Source organism: Methylobacterium sp. ARG-1 (genome assembly GCF_001262595.1).
Classification (GTDB): Bacteria; Pseudomonadota; Alphaproteobacteria; order Rhizobiales; family Beijerinckiaceae; genus Methylobacterium; species Methylobacterium brachiatum.
Map to the genome: position 1 here is coordinate 47,761 of NZ_LHCD01000020.1, position 18,583 is coordinate 66,343.

The window sequence follows — 18,583 nt, forward strand, 5'->3', positions numbered from 1 at the left end:
TCCGCGAAGAATGGCCGGACGTCGCGGCCAGCACTCCCTCGCGGGGGCGTCACATCAAGGACTTGAAGGCCAGACCGATTGCAATGCGATCAAGGCCGGATCCGAAGCCGGCAGATCACCACGGGATGCGTCCAAACCGGTCGACGAGCCACTGGTACTCCGCGGTGCTCTCCGCCGTGGCCGTCCCGCCTCCGCCGACATGCGATGTCCCGGATCCCGGATGCACGAGACGGTACACGAGCGGCAGGACGAAGCTGTGACGCACGAGGTGAATGTTCGGACCGCCGAAACGTAGAACGTTCGCCAGCCAGGGGCGGACCTGAAAGGCGTCCTGCAAGTTCCCCGGTGCCGTTGCCTCGACGAGGTGGGCGCGACGCAGGCCGGTTTCCGCCAGGCGACCGAGCCACTCATTGTCGTAGTGCCACTTCGAGGCCGGATTGATCGCGCCGACCTGCTCGAACGTGCTGCGGCGCATGAGCCAGCCGGACGGCGCCGGAAAATCGTTGATCCGGACGGGCTCGTCGGCCTCGTTCACCTCGAGTTGAGTCGAGGAGACGAAGTCGAATCCGTCGAGGGCCCGGATGGCAATAGCGAGATATTGCGGCAGCCACCGGTCGTCGTCCTCAAGGAAGCCGACGAGGTCCCAGCTGGCATCCACGGCCCGGATTGCCGCATTCAATGCGGGGACCTGGGCCTTGCAGTCGCTCCGCACGAACGTGATTTGCGGATGGTCAGCGAGCCGAGCTGGGATCACGGTATCCGCATCGACGCCCACGAAAAAATGAATCGTGAGCTGACTATCATTGATCTCCTGGGTCGTTGCACTCGCAACCGCATGCTCCAAGAAATAGAGATCAGATTTACCGGCCAGCGTCGAGCGTTTAAGCCGTGATGGCGTGATAACCGCAATTTTCATTCTTGCTTCTCTACAAATTTATCGAGAAATGCATGACGACGCTGCGTGTAGGATATAAATATCTTCATAGCACTGTGGCATGCCGACATTCTCTCGCGCTGGATAACTCGAAACAGTATGGGTTTCGGGCTGTCAAGTTATTCCAGACTGTTAAGATCGAAACAATATCCGAACATATAAAGTGTATTAGATCTTTTTGCATTATAAAATTGATTGCTTTGTTCGAATATAAGAGTGTTTAACGCTGGGATATCGATCGTAATGCTGGCTGAAATCGATGGCCATGCTGTTGTTCAGAAGTCACCAACGACGCAAGATACAGGATCAGCCGCTCGACCAGATCCGCACGGCTCAGTCCGGCCAGGGCCTGGCCCACCGTATGCCGGAAGATCCGTGCTCGGCCCGCGACGGGAAACCTTTGCGCCGCTCGCGGTTTGGAGGAGCGGCGGGCCGCGGGGCCGGGTCGGGGATCGTCGAAAAGCGCATGGCCAGCCTCAGCGTCGCGATCGCGTTCGGCGTCCGCCTGCTCCTGGTGCTGCTGTTCCTGCCGTTCAGCGCCCTGGACAAGATCCTCAACTTCAAGGGCGCGGTCGGCCAGGCCCGCCAGGCGGTACACGCCACTGGGCCGGCGACCCTGCTGATCCTGATCGGGCTCGGGGTCGAGATCGGGATGTCGCTGTGCATCCTGACCGGCTTCGCCGACCGGGCGGCGGCCTTCGTGCTCGCCGGCTATTGCGGCGTCACCGCGCTGCTGTGGAAGCAGTTCTGGGCGCCCGGCGATTTCTGGGCGGGCGGCAAGGGCCGCGAACTGTTCTGGGATTTCCTGAAGAATTTTGCGCTGGCCGGAGGCTTCCTGCTGATCACCTTCGGGACCGGCGCCGGGACGGTCGAAAACTTCTTCGCCGACCCGCTCGCCTCGTCCCACCCCTACGCGGTCCAGACCACGCCGTAAAATCCGGGATTCCAAAGGGCCTCATCGTCGACCTAGAGCGGCATCCGATCATGTTGGATCATATGCGTCGTAGCCTGCGGCGGCGAGATAGCGGCGGCATTCGGCGGACGTGAAGCGTCGGAGGGCCCGTTGGATGGTGTCCCAAAGGTCGCTGATCGTGCGGGCGGCCTCGGCACGAAGAAGGGCCTTGAGCTTGGCGAAGGCGAGTTCGATTGGGTTGAGGTCGGGGGAATAGGCCGGGAGGTAGAGCAGCCCCGCTCCCGCCGCCTCGATGCGCTCGCGGATACCGCTGACCTTGTGGGCAGGCAGATTGTCGAGCACGACCGTGTCACCAGGCCTGAGGGCTGGGACGAGGGTTTGTTCGACGTAGTCGCGGAAGCGTGCGCCGGTCATCGGCCCATCGAAGAGGGCGGTGGCCATCAGGCCGCTGGTGCGTAGGCCGGCGGTGATGGTCTTCCAGTGGCCAAACGGGACCGCGACCCGGGAGCGTTCGCCGCGCGGAGCCCGTCCATAACGGCGTGCCATCTTGGTGTTGGGGGCGGTCTCGTCGAGGAACACGAGGCTGTCTGGGTCGAGATCGACTTGGCGCTCGAACCAGGACAGGCGCGCGGCCTTCACGTCCTCCCGTTCCTGCTCGGCGGCGTGGCCAGTGTTTTTTTGCGCGTGATACCGTGGCGTTTGAAGAAGCGGGACAAGCTGCTGACACCGACCCGCAAACCCCGTTCGGCCAGACGGTCGCGCAACTCACGCAGGAATAGCTCGGGCTGCGCTTCGTAGGTTTGCCGGATCAGATCAGCCTGCGCCTCGATTGTATGCGAGCGTTGATCGCCGCCCATCGGCTTGGCCTGCGTCCGCCCCTCCTGCACAAAGGCCCCGTGCCAGCGCACGGCGCTGGCCGGGCTGACCTCGAAGCGTCGTGCCGCTTCCCGGCGCGACGCGCCCGCCTCGATCGCAGCCACCACACGCTCGCGCAGATCTACAGATAGGGCAGACGCCATCGGCTCTCCTCCTCGGAAAGCCGCGCATCGAATCACAACCCTGTCCCGGCGAAAACCCTAGACGATTCAACCCGGTCGGTGACTGCTCTAGCGGGGTTCGGGGCACGCAGCCCCGAGGACTCACCCCTTCGGCACGGTGGCGACCATCGAAGGGCGGCCCTCGAACACTGCGTACCAGGCGGCGGTGGCGGGGCGCCCCTCGCGCCAGGCGAGGTCGGGGAAGCGTAGGTCGAGGTAGCCGAGCGCGCAGGCGATCGCCACCGAGCCGATATCGAGCGCCGGCATGTCGGCGACCAGGGCCTCGAACCGGTCGAGCGCCGCCGTGATCTTGCCGACCTGCCCGGCCTCCCAGGACGCCCAGCGCTGCGCCTCCGGGCGCAGGACCCGCTCGTAGCGGGTGAGCAGCGCGGCATCGAGCAGGCCGTCGGCCAGCGCCTGCCGGACCAGGGCGTCCCAGCGCGCCGCGCCCTCGGGGAATAGGCGCGGCCCGGCCGAGAGCCCGTCGAGATACTCGCAGATCACCCGGCTGTCGTAGAGGGCGGTGCCGTCCTCCAGGACCAGGGCCGGGATCTTGCCGAGCGGGTTGTGGGCGGCGACCTCCGGGGAGGGGCCGGTCGGGGAGGCCCCGGCGACCGTGACGGCGATCCTGTCGATCAGCCCGGTCTCGTGGGCCAGCACCAGCACCTTGCGGGCATACGGGGAGGCGGGGGAGTAGAAGAGCTTCATCGGACCGTCCCGGTTCGTGGCGACGCATCTGGTCATGCCACGCAGACCTCGCATCGCGGCCAGCCGGAATCCAGCCCTGGCGTGTCACCGAGATAGAGAGGCGCGCCGGTCGAGCCGCTGACGGAACGTCTGCGCCCTACGCTGAACCGACCCGCGTGACGCTGACCCCGGGCATCGTCGCCAGCAGCGTACTCAGCGTGTTCACCAACTCCACCGCGGCCGTGGGCGTCAGCACGAGGCGCCCCGTCACGTGCGCGCTCGGGGGCTGGCTCGGCGGCACCCCGGTCGTCTCCGGCAGAGCGCGCTGCGCCGCCAGCGTCACGAACAGCGCGCCCTCGAAGACCGTGCCCGTCACCGTCGTGGTGGCCACGATCTCGCGCACGGCCGGATCGTCCACGATCCGGGCTCGGGGTCTCATGGCCATGCTGCAGATGCTCCGTCCGTCAAAGTGTCGTCGTGAAAGTTCCGAGCGTCGCGCCCTGTGGGGTCGTATCGTCGTTTGTAAGTCAAAATTCAAGTGCTTAAAGATTACTCTCGGTTGTGTTGCGTTTTAGCAACGCACTTGCCCGGAAAAAATTATGCGTTTTGCTTCGATGGCAGGCCGATTGACTGCGATCTTTGGATCGGCAACTTAATGCCTCAGGTCTGCCGGGGTCGACGATCCGGGCGGAGGTTCATGGCAGCCACATCAGCAGGATGGATGGCGGCCGACTCGAGATGGCGACATGGCGACCGTCGACACCCTGTTTTCTTTCGACGCATCTTCCAGCAGCGGCAACGCCTCCGGTTACTTCCCCTATGCCGGCCTAATCGCTGACGCTCAGGGCAACCTCTACGGAACGACGCTTTGGGGCGGCGCGAACAACACCGGGGCGGTGTACGAGCTGGTCAAGGGCGCCAACGGCTACACCCAGCAGACCCTGTTCTCCTTCGCAGCCCAGCCCAGCAACGGCAGCGGCAACGCAACCGGGGCCTTACCTTTCGCCGGCCTGACCGCGGATGCCCAAGGCAACCTCTACGGTACGACACGTTATGGCGGCACGAACAATACCGGAGTAGCGTACGAGCTGGTCAAGGGCGCCAACGGCTACACCCAGCAGACCCTGTTCTCCTTCGCCGCCAACGGCATCGGCACCGGCAACACCACCGGGGCCAACCCCTCTGCGGGCCTGACCGCCGACGCCCAGGGCAACCTTTACGGCACAACGGATAGGGGCGGTGTGAATGACACCGGATCGGTGTACGAGCTGGTCAAGGGCGCCAACGGCTACACTCAGCAGACCCTGTTATCCTTCGCCGCCAAGAGCAGTAGCGGCAACGCCACTGGAGCCAAGCCCTCTGCGGGGCCCCTGATTTCCGATGCTCAGGGCAATCTTTACGGCACTACATCTCAGGGCGGCGCGAACAACTCCGGGACGGTTTACGAGTTGGTCAAGGGCGCCAACGGCTACACCCAGCAGACCCTGTATTCCTTCGCCGCCAAGAGCAACGGCAACGTGACCTGGAATAACCCCAATGCCGGCGTGATTGCCGACGCTCAGGGCAACCTCTACGGCACAACGGATAGGGGCGGTGCAAACGACACCGGGACGGTGTACGAGCTGGTCAAGGGTGCCAACGGTTACACGCATCAGACCCTGTTTTCCTTCGCCGCCAAGACCGGCAGCGGCAATGCCACCGGCGCCTACCCCACTCTGGGGTTGACTGCCGACGGCCAGGGCAATCTCTACGGTATGACGGGACAGGGTGGTGCGAACGACACCGGGACCGTGTACGAGCTGGTCAAAGGCGCCAACGGTTACACTCAGCAGACCCTGTTTTCCTTCGCCGCCAACAGCCATAGCGGCAACGCCACCGGGGCATATCCCTTTTCCGGTGTGACAACCGACGCTCAGGGCAACCTCTACGGCACGACGTCTCAGGGCGGAGCAAACGACACCGGAGTGGTCTTCCGGGTTTCGAACGGTAACGCCGCGTCGCCGAATCAATCTACGAACCCGGTCGCTACGAACCCAACGCCTACAAACCCAACCCCACCGGCCAACAACGCCCCGTGCTACTGCACCGGCACGCGCATCCTGACCGACCGCGGCCCGGTCGCCGTCGAGGATCTGGCCATCGGCGACCGGGTCGTGACCGCTGCCGGCGTGCACCGCCCGATTCGCTGGATCGGCACCCGCAGTTACGGCGGCCGTTTCGCCAACACCAATCCCGCAATCCTGCCCGTCTGCGTCAAGGCCGGTGCGCTGGCCGAGGCGGTGCCCGTCCGCGACCTCTGGGTCTCCCCTGACCATGCCCTGTTCCTCGACGGCGTGCTCGTGCCGGCCGAATTGCTGGTCAACGGCGTCAGCATCGTGAAGGCCGAGCGCGTCGAGGCCGTCACCTACTGGCACATCGAGCTGGACAGCCACGACGTGCTGCTCGCCGAGGACGCGCCGGCCGAGAGCTTCGTCGACGATGGCGGCCGGGGGATCTTCCACAACGCCGCCGAGCACCGCGCCCTGTACCCGCACGCGCCGGCCTGGACGGGCACGGCAGACTACTGCGCCCCGCGGGTGACGGACGGCTTCGCCCTGGAGGCGATCCGGCAGCGGCTGGCGCTCCGCGCCGGGCTGCCGGTGGCGCCCGCGCGGCGGTTCGGTGAACTGCGCGGCCAGCTCGACCTGTGCGCTGTCGGTGCGGACGGGACCCTGCGCGTGGCGGGCTGGGCCTGGGATCTGGCGCATCCCGACGGGCCGGTCTGCCTGGACGTTGTGGTGGACGGTGCGGTGGTCGGGCTGGCCTATGCTGAGGCCTACCGCGCGGACCTTGCCGCGTCCGGCATCGGCGACGGCCGCCACGGCTTCGACGTGACGCTGACGCTCAAGGGGGTCCCCAGCGGGTCCACGGTCGCACTGCGCCGCTCGGCCGACGGGTCGATGCTCGGTACCGCGCATACGGCCGCGCCGATCGGGCTCGCCGCCTGATCCGACGAATCGAGCCGTGCCGGTGGCGCTGCGCGGGCATGTCGATCGCCTGTCCCGCCGGCAGGTGATCGGCTGGGCGCGGGATGAAGCCGCGCCCGACAGCACCGTCGCCCTGGTCGTCGTGGTTGACGGCCGTGCGGTCGGGCGCTGCCTCGCCGACCGGCCGCGCGACGACCTCGTCGCAGCCGGTGAGGGCCACGGCCGGCACGGGTTCGACTTCGCCTTCCCCGACGGGGCCCTGCCGGCGCTGGCCCGCTGCACCGTCTCGGTACGCCGCGACGGCGACGGCGCGGTCGTGCCGGGCTCGCCCCTGGTCCTCGACCCGATCACCACGTTCGACGCCGACTTGCGGGGGCGGCTGTCCCTGGCCTTGGCCGAGCCTGTCGATGCGGCCGAGCGCGCCCGGCGGCTCGCCTTCCTGATGGAGGAGGTGCAGCGCCTGCGGCAAGCCGCAGCCGACGAGCCCGGGGCAACCCGCGACAGCGACACCCGGCCGCGCGCCCTGGTGATCGATGCCACGCTGCCGGCAACCACCCGCGACGCCGGCTCGAACGCGATCCTCTCGCAGGTCCGCTCCCTGCAGCGCCTCGGCTACGCCGTCACCTTCGCCCCCGTCGATATGGTCGGAGACGCGGAGACGCTGGAGGCCCATGGTGTACGCTGCTGCCTGTCGCCCTGGTACGCCACGGTGGAGGAGGTGCTGCGCCGGCACGCCGGGGCCTTCGCGCTGGTCTATCTGCACCGAGTCGACACCGCCGGGCGCTATGCCCAGCTCGTGCGCGACACGCAGCGGCACGCGCGGCTGGTCTACGGCGTGGCCGACCTGCACCACCTGCGCACCGCCCGGCAGGCCGAGGTCGAGGGCCGGGCGGATCTCGCGGCCTACGCGGACCACCTGCGCTTCCTGGAACTGCATGCGGCGCGCGCTTCGGATGCGGTGATCACCCACTCGACGTACGAGGCCGAGATCCTGGGCGCGCACATTCCGCGGGAGCGGGTGCATGTCGTGCCGTGGGCGGTCGACCCGCGCCCGACCGCGGTGCCGTTCGCCGCGCGGCGGGGGCTGGCGTTCGTTGGCGGCTACGGGCACCGGCCCAATCTCGACGCGGCGCTGTTCCTGATCGAGTCGGTGGTGCCGGAACTGACGGCGCGCGGTGCCGGCGCCGAGCTCCCCTGCCTGTTGGCCGGCAGCGTCATGCCGGAGCGCTTGCGGGAGCTGGCAGCGGTGCGGCCGGGGGTCGAACCCGTGGGCTGGGTGCCCGACCTCGCCCTGCTGTTCGACCGTGTGCGGCTGAGCGTGGCGCCGCTTGCCTATGGGGCTGGGGTGAAGGGCAAGGTCCTGGACAGCCTGGCGGCGGGGGTGCCCTGCGTTTGTACGCCGGCGGCGGCGGAGGGGCTCGATCTGCCGGAGCCGCTGGCGGGGCTGGTGGCGGACACCCCGGCGGGCTTGGCGCAGGCCATCCTGGCGTTGCACGAGGATGAGGCTCTGAATCGGGCCTGTGCCGCAGCGGGGCTGGCCTATATCGTGTCGATGAACGGTGAGGGACGGGTGGACGCGCGGATGCAGGCGGCCGCAGGCGCGCTTCGGTAAGCTCCCCGCGGTGCCCCGCCGAGCAGCCGACCGCGCGTCTGCCCTCTACCCCGCCACGTCCAGGCCGTGCGCCGCGCTGACCAAGTGGTAGAACCGGCCGTCGAACATCTGCATCACCGCCTCGGTGGCGGCGTGGGATTCCGGGCGGATCGAGGAGGCCAGGCAGGCGTCGAGCGCCGCCTGATCGGGAAAGTCCATCTCCAGGATCATGGCGATCGGCCGGGCGTCGGCATCCTTGGAGACGAGGCGCTGCACCCGCACCGCGGTCACCCCCGGGAAGCGCCGCCAGAACGGCTCCAGCTCGTCTCGGACCCGGCGGAAGAACTCCTCGTCCCGGCCGTCGCGCACCGTGCCCTCGTAGATCGCGGTCCTGGTCAGCATCGGGGCGCCTCCTCGGCCTCCACCTGTCAACCGGCCAGCGCCGGGTTCGCTCCCGGCGGGTGACAGGGTGGCCGCGCTGTCGGCCGGGACGGGGCGCCCGGCCTTCACCCGGTCGGCCGAATCGGGGTATCCCGTTTGGGCCCATCACGACGATGCGGGAGAGACCGGGATCCACCCGCCAGAGGGGGGCCCGGCGCCGACGGAGCAACCGCCCCGGAAACTCTCAGGCACCGGAACCGTGTCGTCAGGGCGATCTGGAGAGCGGTGCAGCGGATGTCTCCGTGGGCACCCGCCGAAGGGGACGTCCGTGCCAGCCTCGCCAGGGCCGGCCGGATCAAGCTCTCAGGCACCGGGACAGATGGGGCGCGCAACCGGCCAACCCGCAAGGGGCGGCCTTCCCGCGTCCGCACGTCCCGGAGTACCCATCATGACCCACATCGCCATCATCGGCGCCGGCATCACCGGCGTGACCACCGCCTATGCGCTCGCCCGGCGTGGCTACAGCGTCACCATCGTCGACCGGCAGCGCTACGCCGCCATGGAGACCTCCTTCGCCAATGGTGGCCAGCTCTCGGCCTGCAACGCCGAGGTCTGGAACAAGCTCTCCACCGTGCTCCACGGTATCCAGTGGATGATGCGCCGCGACGCTCCGCTGCTGATGAATCCCACCCCGTCCTGGCACAAGCTGTCCTGGATGGCGGAGTTCGTGCGCGAGATCGCCCATTACCGGCAGAACACCGTGGAGACCGTGCGGCTGGCGCTCAAGGCGCGCACCGCCCTGTTCGCCATGGCGGAGGCCGAGGGTATCGATTTCGACCTCAAGACCCGCGGCATCCTGCATTTCTACCGGGACCGGGCGAGCTTCGAGAAGGCGCACGCCGTCAACGCCCTGCTGCGGGAGGGCGGGCTCGAGCGCTACGCCGTGACCCCGGAGGAGATCCGGGCGATCGAGCCGACGCTGGCCGGCACCTATGCGGGCGGCTACTTCACCCCGTCGGACGCCACCGGCGACATCCACAAATTCACCCGCGGCCTCGCCGCCGCCTGCGCCCGCAAGGGCGTCCGCTTCGTCCACGACGCCAGCGTCGAGACGATCGCGGCCGGGGAGGGGGGCTACGCCATCGGCTGGCGTCAAGCAGGCCATCTTGCCGACCGGCCGACCGCCGACGCGCAGGTGCTGCGCGCCGACGCGGTGGTGATCTGCGCGGGCTGTGCCAGCCGGCGCTTCGCCGCGATGCTCGGGGACCGGGTCAACGTCTACCCGGTGAAGGGCTACTCGATCACCGTGAACCTGCTGACCCCGCAGGCACAGAAGGCGGCCCCGGAGGTCAGCATCCTCGACGAGGCGGCCAAGATCGTCACCAGCCGGCTCGGCGACGAGCGCCTGCGGGTCGCCGGCACCGCCGAGTTCAACGGCTTCAACCGCGACATCCGCCACGACCGGGTGCAGCCGCTGATCGACTGGACCCGGGAGCAGTTCCCGCTGGTCGACACCGATCGGGTCGTGGCCTGGAGCGGCCTGCGGCCGATGCTGCCGAACATGCTGCCCAAGGTCGGGCGCGGGCGCCGGAAGGGCGTGTTCTACAACACCGGCCACGGCCATCTCGGCTGGACTCTCTCGGGCGCCACCGCCGAGCTCGTCGCCGAGGCGGTGGCCGCCGAGCACGCGCCGGAGGCCGTGGGCCTGGATCTGGCGGCCTGATGCGGCTTGGATAGTCCGGGGTTCCCAACGGGCCAGCCCTGTGGCGGGTGATCAGGGCGGAGCCCTGATGTGGCAAGGGAGCCCCGCTCCGCACCCGCACTGGAGCTCGGACGTCCCACGGCCGACGTGCCAGGTTGGATTATTATGTATACAGTGCCTGAGCCGCCCCGGATTCCCGAGCCGTGATGCGCATGCCCCCAGCCTATATCGACCCCGCGACCGGCGCCTCCTACCCGATCGAGATCCCGCGCTGGCGGGGTGATTCGGGCGGCCCGCTGATGATCTCGCCGCTGCCCGGGATCGACCGGGGGCAGATCGATACCGGGCAGCGCTCGCTTTGGCGCTACGCGGCGTCGCTGCCGGTGGCGGTCACGGATCCGGTCTCGCTGGGGGAGGGCTGCACGCCGCTGGTGCGCCGGCCCTGGCGGGGGCGCCAGGCCCATTTCAAGCTCGAATGGTTCGCCCCCTCGGGCAGCTTCAAGGATCGCGGCGCCTCCGTGATGCTGTCGATCCTGCGCCAGCAGGGGATCGACGCGGTGCTGGAGGATTCCTCCGGCAACGGCGGCGCCGCGGTGGCGACCTACGCGGCCGCCGCCGGGATGCGGGCCAAGATCCTGGTCCCGGCTTCAACCTCGCCGGCCAAGACCGTGCAGATGCGCGCCGCCGGCGCCGAGGTCGAGCTGATCCCCGGCACCCGCCAGGACACCGCGGACGCGGCGGTGCGGCAGGCCGACACGATCTTCTATGCCAGCCACAACTGGCAGGCGCATTTCCTCCAGGGCACCAAGACGCTCGCCTACGAGCTGTGGGAGGATCTGGGTTTCTCCGCCCCCGACGCGGTGATCATCCCGTGCGGGGCGGGCAGCAACATCCTGGGCTGCGACATCGGCTTCTCGGAGCTGCTGCGCCGGGGGGCGATCGCCCGCCTGCCCCGCCTCTACGCGGTGCAGCCGGCCCATTGCGCGCCCCTGCATGCCGGCTTCCAGGCGGAGGCCGAGGACTTCCTGCCGGTCACCCCGCGTCCGACCCTCGCCGAGGGCGCGTCCATCGCCCAACCGGTGCGCGGCCGGGCGGTGCTGGCGGCGCTCCGCCGCTCCGGGGGCAGCACCGTGGCGGTCTCGGAGGCCGCGATCGAGGCGGCGCTGATGGAGCTCGCCCGCTCCGGCCTCTACGTCGAGCCGACCTGCGCCATGGCCGCGGCGGCGCTGACCGACCTGACCGCGAGCGGCGCGATCGGGCCCGACGAGACCGTCGCGGTGGTGCTCACCGGCACCGGCATCAAGGCGACGCCGCGCATCGCCGAGCTTCTGGGTCTCGCCCCGTGACCTGAGCTTCCGCGACCGCGAACCAAGAAGACGCCCCGACAGGAGGAAAACCCATGCGCAACAACATTCCCGCCCGCGTCGGCATGCCGGTCGAGGAGATCGACACCCCCTGCCTGATGGTCGATCTCGACGCCTTCGAGCGCAACGTCGACAAGCTCGGCCGCTTCATGAAGGAGAACGGCCTGCGCCACCGGGCCCATGCCAAGACGCACAAATCCTCCGACATCGCGACGGTGCAGATCGAGCGGGGCGGGGCCTGCGGCGTCTGCTGCCAGAAGGTCAGCGAAGCCGAGGCCCTGGTCAGCGCCGGCATCCGCGACGTGCTCGTGTCGAACCAGGTCGTGGCGCCGCAGAAGATCGAGCGCCTGGCCGCGCTCGCCACCCGGGCGCGGGTGCTGGTCTGCGTCGACGACCTCGGCAATGTCGATGACCTGTCGGCGGCCGCGGTGAAGTACGGCGTCACCCTCGAGGCCCTGGTGGAGATCGATGTCGGCGCCGGCCGCTGCGGCGTCGCCCCGGGCGAGCCGGCCGTGGCGATCGCCAAGCGGATCGCGGCGGCGCCGGGGCTTACATTCGCTGGGCTGCAGGCCTATCAGGGCCGGGCGCAGCACGTGCGCGACTACGATGAGCGCAAGGCGCTGATCCAGGCGGCGATCGACGACACGAAGCGCACCGTCGACCTGCTGAAGGCCGAAGGGCTCAGCTGCGATATCGTGGCGGGCGCCGGCACCGGCAGCTTCGCCCTGGAGGGCGGCAGCGGCGTCTACAACGAGCTGCAATGCGGCTCCTACGTGTTCATGGACGCCGACTACCAGCGGGTGAAGGATGCGAGCGGCCAGCCGATCGGCGATTTCGAGAACAGCCTGTTCATCGTCACGTCGATCATGAGCAAGGCCAAGGCCGATGTCGCGATCTGCGATGCCGGCCTGAAGGCCCAGAGCATCGATAGCGGCCTGCCTCTGGTGTTCGGCCGGAGCGACGTCGAATACGTCAAGTGCTCGGACGAGCACGGGGTGATCAGCGATCCCGGCAACGTGCTCAAGCTCAACGACCGCCTGAAGCTGATCCCGGGCCATTGCGACCCGACCGTCAACGTCTACGACTGGTATGTCGGCGTGCGGAACGGCCGGGTCGAGGCGGTCTGGCCGGTCACCGCCCGCGGCATGACGTTGTAGGGTAGGGGGCGCCTCCCACCCATTCCCCTCATCCTGAGGTGGCCGCGCCAGCGGCCTCGAAGGAGGGCTCCTTCGAGGCCGAGCGATCGTCGATCGCCCGGCACCTCAGGATGAGGGCGCGGGTGGGAGAGGCCGAATGACAGGAAAGGCTTGCCGCTCATGCGCTTCATCTCGGAAGAGGAATCCGCCGCCCTGGTCGATCACGCCCTGGCGTTCGAGGCGGCCCGGGAGGCGTTGATCGCCGCGGTCGCGCCGGGCACCACCCTGTTCCCGGCGGTGCTGGGGCACGGCTCGGAGCCGACCAACCGGTTCTCGATCAAGTCGGGATCGACCGCTGGTTATGCTGGCCTGAAGGTCGGCTCGTTCTGGCCGGGCAATCCCGACCGGGGCCTGCCGCGGCACAATTCGGTGATCCTGCTGTTCGACCAGGATGTCGGCCGGGTCGACACGGTGATCGAGGCGGGCCGCGTCAACGCCTATCGCACCGCCGCCGCCGACGCGGTGGCGGCGAGCGTCCTGGCCCGGCCGGATTCGGCGGTGCTCGCCGTGTTCGGGGCCGGCAACCAGGCGGAGTTCGAATGCGCGGCGCTCGCCCGGGTCCTGCCGATCCGGACCGTGCTGGTGGTGGCGCGCGACGCGGCCAAGGTCGCGGGGTTCGGCGAGCGCCTGCGCGGGCAGGGGATCGCCGTGGAGGTGCGGGCGGCCGATCCGCAGGAGGCCTGCCGGGCCGCCGACGTGATCGTCACGGCGACGCCCGCCCGGGCGCCGTTGTTCGAGGCGGACTGGGTCCGCCCCGGCACCCATGTCGCCGCCATGGGGGCGGATGCCAAGGGCAAGCAGGAGCTGCCCCCGGCCCTGCTGGAACGGGCAGCCCTCTACTGCGACCTGCCCGAGCAATCGCGCACCATCGGCGAGTTCCAGCACGCCCCCGCTGCGGCGGAGCTGCGGGCGATCGGCGCCGTGCTGGGGAGCGGGCAGGGGGGACGCAACGCGGGGCGGACCGACCCGGAGACGATCACGGTGTTCGATTCCTCCGGCATTGCCCTCCAGGACCTGACCATCGCCCGGGCGATCCTCGCCAAAGCGGGCGGGCGCGGGTAGGGGACGCCGACGCCGGCCCTCCCCCCGCCCCGGCGGAGGACAGAGCGGCATGCAGGACAGGCAGATCCGGGTCATCGGCATCGGCACGGGCGATCCCGAGCACCTGACCCTCCAGGCGGTGCGGGCGCTCTCCGATGTCGACGCGGTGTTCGTGCTCGACAAGCGCACCGAGACCGCCGACCTCGTGGACATCCGTAAGCGGATCTGTGCTGCCCATATCCGAAACCCCCACCGGGTCGTCACCGTCGAGGACCCGCCCCGGGAGCGCCATCCGGCCGATTACGGCGCCACCGTCGAGGCCTGGCACGCGGCCCGGGCCGAGCGGCTGGAGGCGACCTTCGCGGCGGAGCTCGAAGCCGGGCAGGTCGGGGCGATCCTGGTCTGGGGCGACCCGGCCCTCTACGACAGCACCCTGCGGATCCTCGACCGCATTGCTTCGCGCGGGCGTCTCGCCCTGACCTACTCCGTGATCCCCGGCCTCTCCAGCGTGCAGGTCCTGGCCGCCCGCCACGGCGTGCCGCTGAACGCCATCGGCGGGCCGGTGCTGATCACCACCGGGCGCCGCCTCGCGGCGGGCTGGCCCGAGGGGGCCGACAGCGTCGTGGTGATGCTCGACGGCGACCCGCGCTTCGCCCATCTCGACCCGGATCTGACGGTCTACTGGGGCGCCTATCTCGGCAGTCCGGACGAGATCCTGATCGCCGGCCGCCTCGGCACGGTCGGCGACGAGATCCGGCGGGTCCGGGCGGAGGCCCGGGCACGGCACGGCTGGATCATGGATATTTATCTGTTACGACGGCTCTGAGCGAGAGAGGCTGCGCCCCCGGCCCCGGAGTGTTGCGCTGCGCGCGGATATCCCGATCTCTTCCCTCATCCTGCGGTGCCGCACAGCGGCCTTGAAGGAGGCCTCCAGGGATCGCGCGGCCGGCTGGAGGGCTCCTTCGAGGCCTCCGCTTCGCTGCCTCAGGAGGAGGATGGGAGGGGGCGGTTCGAACACGCCCCGTGCGAACGCCGGCCCTTGCCGTGACTCCGCCGCCACGGACAGGGCGGTCCGACCCGGCTAGACCGCCGCCATGCTGCGCTTGCGGGACTACCAGCGCGCCAGCCTCGACGCGCTCGCGGCCGCCTGGGGGCGGGGAGGGGGCGACGCGGCGGCGCCCGGACATCTGGTCGTGCTGCCCACCGGGGCCGGCAAGGCCCTGGTCATCGCTGCGTTGGCCCAGGAGATGGTCACACAAGACCCCCTCGCCCGGGTGGCGATCGTCACCCACAGCCGCGAGCTCGTCGCCCAGAATTTCTCGGAGTTGACCCGCTACTGGCCGGAGGCGCCGGCCGGCATCTTCTCCGCCGGGCTCGGCCGGCGGGAGGCCGGTGCGCAGGTCCTGGTCTGCGGCATCCAGTCCGTCGCCGACTGGCTCGACGCCGTCGGCCCGCGCGACCTCGTGATCGTCGACGAGGCGCACCTGATCCCCCGCGCCGCCCATACCCGCTACGGCCGGTTCCTGGCCGGGCTGCAGGCGCTGACCCCCGGGATGCGGGTGGCGGGCTTCACCGCGACCCCCTACCGGCTCGATTCCGGCCGGCTCGACGCAGGGGAGGGCCGCCTGTTCGCCGGGATTGCCTACGAGGCCGATACCGGCGACCTGATCCGGCGCGGTTTCCTGGCGCCGCTCGTGTCCAAGGCGACCCTGACCCAGCTCGACGTCTCCGGGGTCGGCCGGCGCGGGGGCGACTACATCCCGGGGGAGCTGGAAGCGGCGGTCAACCGCGACTGGATCACCCGGGCCGCCGTGGCCGAGCTGACGGAGTACGGCGCCGGCCGCCGGGCCTGGCTCGCCTTCTGCGCCGGCCTCGCCCATGCCGATTCCGTGCGCGACGCGGTGCGGGCCGAGGGGTATTCCTGCGAGACGGTCTCGGGCGAGACGCCCCGCCGGGAGCGTGACCGGATCGTGGCGGCATTCCGGGCGGGGAAGATCCGCTGCCTGACCTCGGTGGGCGTGCTCGGCACCGGCTTCAACGCCCCTGAGGTCGACCTCGTGGCGCTGCTGCGCCCGACACGCAGCACCGGCCTCTACGTCCAGCAGGTCGGCCGGGCGCTGCGCTGCGCCCCCGGCAAGGAAGACGCGCTGATCCTGGACTATGCCGGCCTGGTGCGGATGCACGGGCCGGTGGACGCCGTGACGGCGCAGAGTGCCGCCCAGGTGCTCGGCGGGGCAGGGGGCCTGCGCGCCAAGCCCTGCCCCGGCTGCGGCGCCCTGATCGCCCTGAACGCCTCCACCTGCGAGGCCTGCTGGACCGAGCCGGAGGACGAGGCCGACCCGGCCGCCCTGCACGACGCCGCGGCCGAGGACGAACTGCCGATCCTCTCGGCCGAGATCGTGCCGGCCGCGGAGCCGGCCGGCCCTGCTCCGGAGGCGGACGCGCCCTGGCATCCGGTGATGGATCTGAGCCTGGAGGCGGCCCCGGACGGGCTCGACCTCGTGCTCGGCTGGCGGGACGGCGCCGTCGCGGCCGATTGGCGGGTACGCCTGCGGCCCGAGCGCAGCGGCTACGAGCGGGAGAAGGCGGTGCTGTGGTGGCGCGGGCTCGGCGGCGGCCGCGACGCGCCGATGGACGCCGCCGGCTTCCTGGCCCAGGCCGATTCCCTGGCTCGGCCGGCGGCGATCCGGATCCGGCCGGGCCGGCTGTCGGACCAGATCGAGTGCCGCGCCCAGGACGGCCGGATCTTCGTCGACCAGAGCCGGCTGGCCAGGCGCGCCGCGTGACGCCGCGGGGAGGGCGCTTTGACCCGGGTTGCTCGAACCGCCCTCACCCGGTTCCGCCGCTTCGCTTCTCGGGTGTGCTGCCGTTTTGCGGCGCCGAGGATCGGGCCGGCTCTCGGGGGCCGGCCAGAGACCGGTGGGATACGCCGCTCCGATTCGGCGGCGAACCCGGCCATCTGGCATGCCAGACCCCCTCACCCGGCCGCGCTTATGGCTTTGGTTCCATAATATATCTTATGCGAACTCTGGATGTGGGTTGGAAGGGTGCTGCTGGGGCCCGATGGCAGGTCCGGGATGTCTTCTGATGGCCCTGGCGCAGGATCCGGGCAGCCGCCTCCAGAACCACACCGTCATCCCGGGGCCGCGCAGCGGAGCCCGGGATCCAGACCCGCCGACAGGTCGAGGTCTTGCAGGCGGTCGGCGGCTCCCGATCACCGCTTCCGGCGGCCTCGCCTGCATGGCCGTGGACTGGCGCGTGAGCGATCGAGCGCCGGGGCGGCGCCCCGGTCGCCGCTCCGGCGCGCCGAGGATCGCCGACACAGCTGCGGCGATGGACGTGGGCGTTACGGCCGCTTCGAGCGGAGCCAGCCGAACAGGCGGCGCCCGGGTAAGCGGGCAGGCGGCATCCGGACCGTCGGTGCGGCCCCCTCCTCCGGGATCGGGCCTTCGTGGAAGCGCGCGCCGAACGACCAGAACTTGTCCTGCCGGGTCCCGATCATGCCGAGCCCGACAGGCTCGCGGTCGACGCCCCGGCGCATCCGTCCGGCGGCCCAGACCCGCTGCCAGCAGCCGCGCCGCGACAGGTCGGCGTCGCGCCAGCCCAGGCGCCCGTGCCCGGCGACGGCAAACACCCGGTCGCCGCCGAACGCCTCCGGGATCCACACCCAGGTCGAGAACACGTAGGCCCGGTCGGTGCCGAGGCGGGCCGGGTCGACCGCCCGCGTATAGGCGCTGAGTGCCGGGGTCGGGTGCCGCCCGGCATGCCGGCGCAGGCCGGACGGCAGGGACAGGGCGTCCGCGAAGGCTCCCGCCCCCAGATCCGTCGGGGCCTGGCCGTGCGCCAGCGCGTAGGCGCTGTCGACGAGGTGAATCCAGGGCTCGAGATCGACCTCCCAGGCCTGCTCGGTGGGGGCGAAGCGGCGCACCTGCCCGGCGATCACCCGGTCGGCGACCCGCCGCGCGGGCTCCGGGCGCCAGTCCGGCCCGGCCGCGGTGACGCGCAGCAGCGTCGAGGGCCCGTGCGCCCAGACCGCCTCGGCCAGGCGCTCGAACTCGGAATCCGGGGTGTCGCGGCCGACCTTGCGCACCAGGATCTTCGACCCGTCGGCGAGATCGTCCAGCATCTTGCGCTTCAGGTGGGCGAGGCGGCCGTATTCGCGCTCGACCAGCACCTCCGGGTCGATCGAGCCGGCTGGGTGGCCGGTGTTCGCCCAGATGTTGTAGGCGACGCTGTGGCAGTAATAGGTGCCGCCGGCGCTCACCGCGATGCGCAGGTCGCCCGGCGCGCCGAAATCCGCGAAGCCGCAGCGCAGGCCGCGGATCAGATCCTCCATCGGCGTGTAGGAGAACCGCAGCAGGCCGGACGGCTCGACGCCGCCGTAGCGCTGGACGAAGCCGAACTCGCAATTGCCGCCCAGGCTGCGAAACCCGTGGAGCCGCTCCGAAAGCCTTGCGGCCGCCGCGTTCCTGATCCCGGTCACTGTCGTCCGCTCTGATCCGCCGAGCCCTTTCACGCCAGATCGCGGGGTCCCCCGGGTTTGTCCAGCCCCGCCCGCGCATGGCCGACGCGGCGGCGACTTGGTCGGCCCGGGAGGAGGGGTGCTTTTCGCTGTTCGGTGCGTTGGAGCCCCCTCCCCGGCCCCTGTCGGATTCACGCAACGCGCGCTCCCACCGCAGGAAGGTACGGGTTACGCAGGTCGGACGTCTCATTGCTCTCCGGCCGAAGGCGCGACCGGTGCCGCCACGCGCCGTCATCCCGGGGCCGCGGG

At 70.1% G+C, this 18,583-nt stretch carries 15 protein-coding genes and 2 riboswitches; of the genes, 9 read left to right on the forward strand and 6 right to left on the reverse strand.

Annotated features, from left to right (window positions below; translation table 11 throughout):
- Positions 1–115: 115 nt before the first annotated feature.
- Positions 116–916, reverse strand: coding sequence for a glycosyltransferase family 2 protein (locus tag AKJ13_RS18480; protein WP_050734675.1), 801 nt, complete (start codon positions 914–916; stop codon positions 116–118).
- A 484-nt stretch (positions 917–1,400) separates the two neighbouring features.
- On the opposite strand from AKJ13_RS18480, the gene AKJ13_RS18485 reads away from it, so the two are divergent.
- On the forward strand, positions 1,401–1,868 hold the full coding sequence (locus tag AKJ13_RS18485; RefSeq protein ID WP_050734676.1) for a DoxX family membrane protein: 468 nt from the start codon (positions 1,401–1,403) through the stop codon (positions 1,866–1,868).
- A gap of 48 nt (positions 1,869–1,916) precedes the next feature.
- Here the strand turns inward: AKJ13_RS18485 and AKJ13_RS30570 are convergent.
- The 3 genes from AKJ13_RS30570 to AKJ13_RS18505 form a co-directional block, all read right to left on the reverse strand.
- A protein-coding gene (locus AKJ13_RS30570; protein WP_144426297.1) for an IS630 family transposase occupies positions 1,917–2,866 on the reverse strand; the annotation gives its coding sequence in 2 pieces (ribosomal slippage) (positions 1,917–2,527 and positions 2,527–2,866; 951 coding nt in all).
- Positions 2,867–2,986: 120 nt separating this feature from the next.
- A complete protein-coding gene (locus AKJ13_RS18500; RefSeq protein ID WP_050734679.1) occupies positions 2,987–3,592 on the reverse strand; it encodes a glutathione S-transferase in 606 nt (201 codons plus the stop codon).
- 136 nt (positions 3,593–3,728) lie between these two features.
- Complete coding sequence (locus AKJ13_RS18505; protein ID WP_144426298.1) at positions 3,729–4,016, reverse strand: hypothetical protein; 288 nt, start codon at positions 4,014–4,016, stop codon at positions 3,729–3,731.
- A 301-nt stretch (positions 4,017–4,317) separates the two neighbouring features.
- Between AKJ13_RS18505 and AKJ13_RS32710 the strand changes: the two genes are divergently transcribed.
- Together AKJ13_RS32710 and AKJ13_RS18515 are read left to right on the forward strand one after the other, a co-directional pair.
- A complete protein-coding gene (locus AKJ13_RS32710) occupies positions 4,318–6,558 on the forward strand; it encodes a choice-of-anchor tandem repeat GloVer-containing protein (protein WP_050734681.1) in 2,241 nt (746 codons plus the stop codon).
- A gap of 16 nt (positions 6,559–6,574) precedes the next feature.
- Entirely contained in the window at positions 6,575–8,149 is a 1,575-nt protein-coding gene (locus AKJ13_RS18515) for a glycosyltransferase (protein ID WP_244471651.1), read from the forward strand.
- A 45-nt stretch (positions 8,150–8,194) separates the two neighbouring features.
- Here the strand turns inward: AKJ13_RS18515 and AKJ13_RS18520 are convergent, their stop codons facing one another.
- Positions 8,195–8,530, reverse strand: coding sequence for a hypothetical protein (locus tag AKJ13_RS18520; protein ID WP_050734682.1), 336 nt, complete (start codon positions 8,528–8,530; stop codon positions 8,195–8,197).
- A gap of 145 nt (positions 8,531–8,675) precedes the next feature.
- Positions 8,676–8,779: riboswitch (glycine riboswitch) on the forward strand.
- A 3-nt stretch (positions 8,780–8,782) separates the two neighbouring features.
- A riboswitch (glycine riboswitch) is annotated at positions 8,783–8,890 on the forward strand.
- Positions 8,891–8,957: 67 nt separating this feature from the next.
- Between AKJ13_RS18520 and AKJ13_RS18525 the strand changes: the two genes are divergently transcribed.
- From AKJ13_RS18525 to AKJ13_RS18550, 6 genes are all read left to right on the forward strand, one after another.
- Positions 8,958–10,232, forward strand: coding sequence for a D-amino acid dehydrogenase (locus AKJ13_RS18525; protein WP_050734683.1), 1,275 nt, complete (start codon positions 8,958–8,960; stop codon positions 10,230–10,232).
- Positions 10,233–10,423: 191 nt separating this feature from the next.
- Positions 10,424–11,557 (forward strand): pyridoxal-phosphate dependent enzyme, encoded by a 1,134-nt coding sequence (locus tag AKJ13_RS18530; protein WP_050734714.1) that lies wholly within the window; start codon positions 10,424–10,426, stop codon positions 11,555–11,557.
- Between the two features lie 53 nt (positions 11,558–11,610).
- Complete coding sequence (locus AKJ13_RS18535) at positions 11,611–12,732, forward strand: DSD1 family PLP-dependent enzyme (protein ID WP_050734684.1); 1,122 nt, start codon at positions 11,611–11,613, stop codon at positions 12,730–12,732.
- Between the two features lie 159 nt (positions 12,733–12,891).
- Positions 12,892–13,833: an ornithine cyclodeaminase family protein gene (locus AKJ13_RS18540; RefSeq protein ID WP_050734685.1), complete on the forward strand. Its 942-nt coding sequence runs from the start codon at positions 12,892–12,894 to the stop codon at positions 13,831–13,833.
- A 49-nt stretch (positions 13,834–13,882) separates the two neighbouring features.
- Positions 13,883–14,638 carry a precorrin-6A synthase (deacetylating) gene (gene cobF, locus AKJ13_RS18545; protein ID WP_050734686.1) on the forward strand — a complete coding sequence of 252 codons (756 nt, stop codon included), beginning with the start codon at positions 13,883–13,885 and terminating at the stop codon, positions 14,636–14,638.
- A 268-nt stretch (positions 14,639–14,906) separates the two neighbouring features.
- The gene (locus AKJ13_RS18550; RefSeq protein ID WP_050734687.1) at positions 14,907–16,598 is read left to right on the forward strand and encodes a DEAD/DEAH box helicase; all 1,692 of its coding nucleotides are present in this window, start codon (positions 14,907–14,909) and stop codon (positions 16,596–16,598) included.
- Between the two features lie 560 nt (positions 16,599–17,158).
- Here the strand turns inward: AKJ13_RS18550 and AKJ13_RS18555 are convergent.
- Positions 17,159–18,295 carry a hypothetical protein gene (locus AKJ13_RS18555; protein ID WP_050734688.1) on the reverse strand — a complete coding sequence of 379 codons (1,137 nt, stop codon included), beginning with the start codon at positions 18,293–18,295 and terminating at the stop codon, positions 17,159–17,161.
- Positions 18,296–18,583 lie beyond the last annotated feature (288 nt).

What these genes read in the sequence shown, in the direction of transcription:
- AKJ13_RS18530 (WP_050734714.1), top strand. Translation starts at nt 10,424, where the DNA reads ATGCCCCCAGCCTATATCGACCCCGCGACCGGCGCCTCCTACCCGATC.
- cobF (WP_050734686.1), top strand. Translation starts at nt 13,883, where the DNA reads ATGCAGGACAGGCAGATCCGGGTCATCGGCATCGGCACGGGCGATCCC.
- AKJ13_RS32710 (WP_050734681.1), top strand. Translation starts at nt 4,318, where the DNA reads ATGGCGACCGTCGACACCCTGTTTTCTTTCGACGCATCTTCCAGCAGC.
- AKJ13_RS18550 (WP_050734687.1), top strand. Translation starts at nt 14,907, where the DNA reads ATGCTGCGCTTGCGGGACTACCAGCGCGCCAGCCTCGACGCGCTCGCG.
- AKJ13_RS18505 (WP_144426298.1), bottom strand. Translation starts at nt 4,016, where the DNA reads ATGGCCATGAGACCCCGAGCCCGGATCGTGGACGATCCGGCCGTGCGC.
- AKJ13_RS18500 (WP_050734679.1), bottom strand. Translation starts at nt 3,592, where the DNA reads ATGAAGCTCTTCTACTCCCCCGCCTCCCCGTATGCCCGCAAGGTGCTG.
- AKJ13_RS18480 (WP_050734675.1), bottom strand. Translation starts at nt 916, where the DNA reads ATGAAAATTGCGGTTATCACGCCATCACGGCTTAAACGCTCGACGCTG.
- AKJ13_RS18540 (WP_050734685.1), top strand. Translation starts at nt 12,892, where the DNA reads ATGCGCTTCATCTCGGAAGAGGAATCCGCCGCCCTGGTCGATCACGCC.
- AKJ13_RS18520 (WP_050734682.1), bottom strand. Translation starts at nt 8,530, where the DNA reads ATGCTGACCAGGACCGCGATCTACGAGGGCACGGTGCGCGACGGCCGG.
- AKJ13_RS18485 (WP_050734676.1), top strand. Translation starts at nt 1,401, where the DNA reads ATGGCCAGCCTCAGCGTCGCGATCGCGTTCGGCGTCCGCCTGCTCCTG.
- AKJ13_RS18525 (WP_050734683.1), top strand. Translation starts at nt 8,958, where the DNA reads ATGACCCACATCGCCATCATCGGCGCCGGCATCACCGGCGTGACCACC.
- AKJ13_RS18535 (WP_050734684.1), top strand. Translation starts at nt 11,611, where the DNA reads ATGCGCAACAACATTCCCGCCCGCGTCGGCATGCCGGTCGAGGAGATC.